This is a genomic window from Dysgonomonas sp. Shenzhen-Wh21 (assembly GCF_043392705.1).
In the GTDB taxonomy this organism is placed as follows: Bacteria; Bacteroidota; Bacteroidia; order Bacteroidales; family Dysgonomonadaceae; genus Dysgonomonas.
This window is the reverse complement of the sequence record NZ_JAIXHZ010000016.1, coordinates 1-3,282: the sequence shown is the minus strand read 5'-3', so window position 1 is coordinate 3,282 and position 3,282 is coordinate 1. Positions and strand designations below refer to the sequence as shown.

Below are 3,282 nucleotides of genomic sequence, written 5' to 3'. Positions count from 1 at the left end.
AGCATAAAGATATCTATGTTAAAGGTTTGCAGGGTTCGTCAGCGTCTATGTTTGCTACAGCTTTGTTTCATAAGACAGATAGCTGCTATTTGTTTGTGCTAAACGACTTAGAAAGTGCGGGGTATTTTTATCATGACTTGAATCAGATTTTAGACTCAGATAAAGTTTTATTCTTTCCTTCGGCATACAAACGGGCGATAAAGTACGGACAGATAGATGCTGCCAATGAAATCCTCCGTACCGAGGTCATGGGACAGTTACAGGTTGAAGATAAAAACCTGATAATCGTAACATATCCGGAAGCTTTAGCCGAAAAGGCTGTAGCTAAAGATATACTAAAGAAAAATACGATACAGATGTCGGTGGATGAAGAGATCGATCGTAATTTCGTGTCAGAGATGTTGGATAGTTTTGGATTTGAATACGTTGATTATGTGTATGAACCCGGACAATATGCTATCAGGGGAAGTATACTGGACGTTTTTTCTTTTTCGAGCGAATATCCTTATCGTATCGACTTTTTTGGAGATGAAGTGAGTACAATACGAACCTTTGATATCGAAACACAGTTGTCGAAAGAGAAACTAAAGCAGATACAGATTATCCCTGACATGCAAAAGTCGAATATGGATCGGGAGTCGTTGTTGAAACTGATTCCAAAGGATACGGTTATTGCATTCAAGGATTTTGTATGGGCTAGCGACAAAGTAGAGAGTGTATATAATGATTCTACTATTTTAGATAATCCTGAATATGAGAAAGATTTACAAAATAAGTTGACGTTAAGGGGTGAATATGATGCCTTGGTAAAGGGATTCAAGCATATTCATTTCGGGAATAAAATACAGGCAGAAGCTGTTGTCGAATTCAAAACAGATATACAGCCTTCGTTTCATAAAAACTTTGACCTGATCACTGAAACTCTTCACAAATATCTTGATAAAGAATATACTATATATATATTAAGTGATAGTGAAAAGCAACAGAAACGACTAAAGTCTATTTTTGAAGACAGGGGAGATAATATCAATTTTACATCTGTGGAGAGGACTCTATCAGAAGGGTTTATTGACGAAACTTTAAAAATTTGCTGTTTTACCGATCACCAGGTTTTTGACCGTTATCATAAATATAACCTTAAATCCGATAGGGTACGTTCTGGGAAGTTTGCTCTTTCTTTAAAGGAGCTTCAACAGTTTCAGATAGGAGATTATATCGTACATATCGATCATGGTGTAGGTCAATTTGGAGGCCTTGTGCGGTCTGATATGAATGGAAAGATGCAGGAGTTAATAAAACTCATTTACTTGAACAATGACGTTATCTTTGTTTCCCTGCACTCTTTACATAAAATATCAAAATATAGAGGCAAGGAAGGCGAACCGCCACGTATCAATAAATTAGGTACAGGGGCATGGAATAAGATTAAGGAGAAGACTAAAAATAAAGTAAAAGACATTGCCCGCGACCTGATACAGCTATACGCCAAACGCCGACAAGAAGAAGGGTTTAGCTTCGCTCCCGATTCTTTTCTACAGCATGAGCTCGAAGCTTCATTTATTTATGAAGATACCCCCGATCAGGTAAAAGCAACTGCTGATGTAAAACTTGATATGGAGAACAGTAAACCCATGGATCGCTTGATTTGCGGCGATGTTGGGTTTGGAAAAACAGAAGTATCTATTCGGGCTGCATTTAAGGCCGTAACAGATAATAAGCAAGTTGCAGTATTGGTTCCTACAACAGTTTTAGCCTATCAGCACTATCAAACATTTAAAGAGAGGCTTAAAGACTTTCCTTGCCGTGTAGAATATATCAGCAGGGCACGGTCGGCAGGACAAATTAAAGAGGTTCTAAACGATTTAAAGGAGGGAAAAGTTGATATACTGATTGGCACGCATCGCATTGTTGGCAAAGATATTCAGTTTAAAGATTTGGGCTTGCTTATAATAGACGAAGAGCAAAAGTTTGGTGTTGCTGTAAAAGAGAAATTGAAACAAATGAAGTCCAATGTGGATACTTTAACGATGACAGCTACACCTATTCCACGTACATTGCAGTTTTCGTTAATGGGAGCAAGGGATTTATCTGCAATAACAACGCCTCCGCCAAACAGATATCCGATACAGACTGAAGTACACACATTCGATCCGTTGATTATTCGTGAAGCGATAGAGTTTGAAATGAGCCGTAACGGGCAGGTATTCTTTATCAATAACAGGATAAAGAATATACATGAACTTGAAGATATAATAAAGAGAGAGGTTCCTGATGCTCGTATTGCTGTTGGGCATGGACAAATGGATCCCGCCAAGCTGGAATCGATTATTATAGACTTTGTAAACCAAGAATATGACGTATTGATAGCAACTTCAATAGTAGAGTCGGGTATTGATATTCCTAATGCAAATACGATAATAATAAACAATGCTCAGAATTTTGGTTTGAGCGATCTGCATCAATTGCGTGGACGTGTTGGACGAAGCAATAAGAAGGCTTTTGCATATCTATTAGCACCCCCGTTACATACCTTGACTCCTGAGGCTAGAAGACGATTGCAAGCAATTGAGAACTTCTCCGAACTGGGTCATGGATTCCACATTGCTATGCAGGATTTGGATATTCGTGGAGCCGGAAATCTACTTGGTGCAGAACAGAGTGGTTTTATTGCAGATTTAGGATATGAAGTTTATCAGAAAATATTGACGGAAGCAGTCAATGAGCTCAAAAATGATGAGTTTGCAGAACTCTATCATAAGGCTGATGAAGATAATAAGATTTCGGGAGAAAACTTTGTTGATGATGTTCAGATAGAAAGTGATCTTGAACTTTTGTTCCCGACTCTTTATATACCAAATGATTCGGAACGTATTACACTCTATCGGGAGCTCGATAATATGGAGAAAGAGTCGGATATAATGCAATTTACAGAGCGTCTCGAAGATCGTTTCGGAAAAATTCCACCCGAAGGTCGAGAGTTGATTCTGGTAGTTCGGCTTCGATCTATAGCCAAAACGCTGGGCATCGAAAAGGTTGTTTTAAAAAATGGACGAATGAGTTTATTCTTGGTTACAAATTCGGAGTCACCATACTATCAGTCGAAAGCGTTCGATAAATTACTCAATTACATCCAGAAGTATCCTCGTAAGTGTGAATTGAAAGACAGGAACGGAAGGCGTTCGGTGAGTATACAGAGCATTCCAAATGTAGAGACTGCTTGTATGGTATTATCAGAAATAAACGGGCTGTAAGCAAAAAAAGAGAAAAGCTTACGCCTTTCTC

Annotated in this window: 1 protein-coding gene; it reads left to right on the top strand. The window is 38.5% G+C overall.

Annotated elements, in window-relative coordinates:
* The coding region (mfd, locus tag LDB17_RS00685; RefSeq protein WP_393924828.1) for a transcription-repair coupling factor at nt 1-3,251 on the top strand (3,251 nt) is incomplete at its 5' end.
* Between the last annotated feature and the right edge of the window lie 31 nt (nt 3,252-3,282).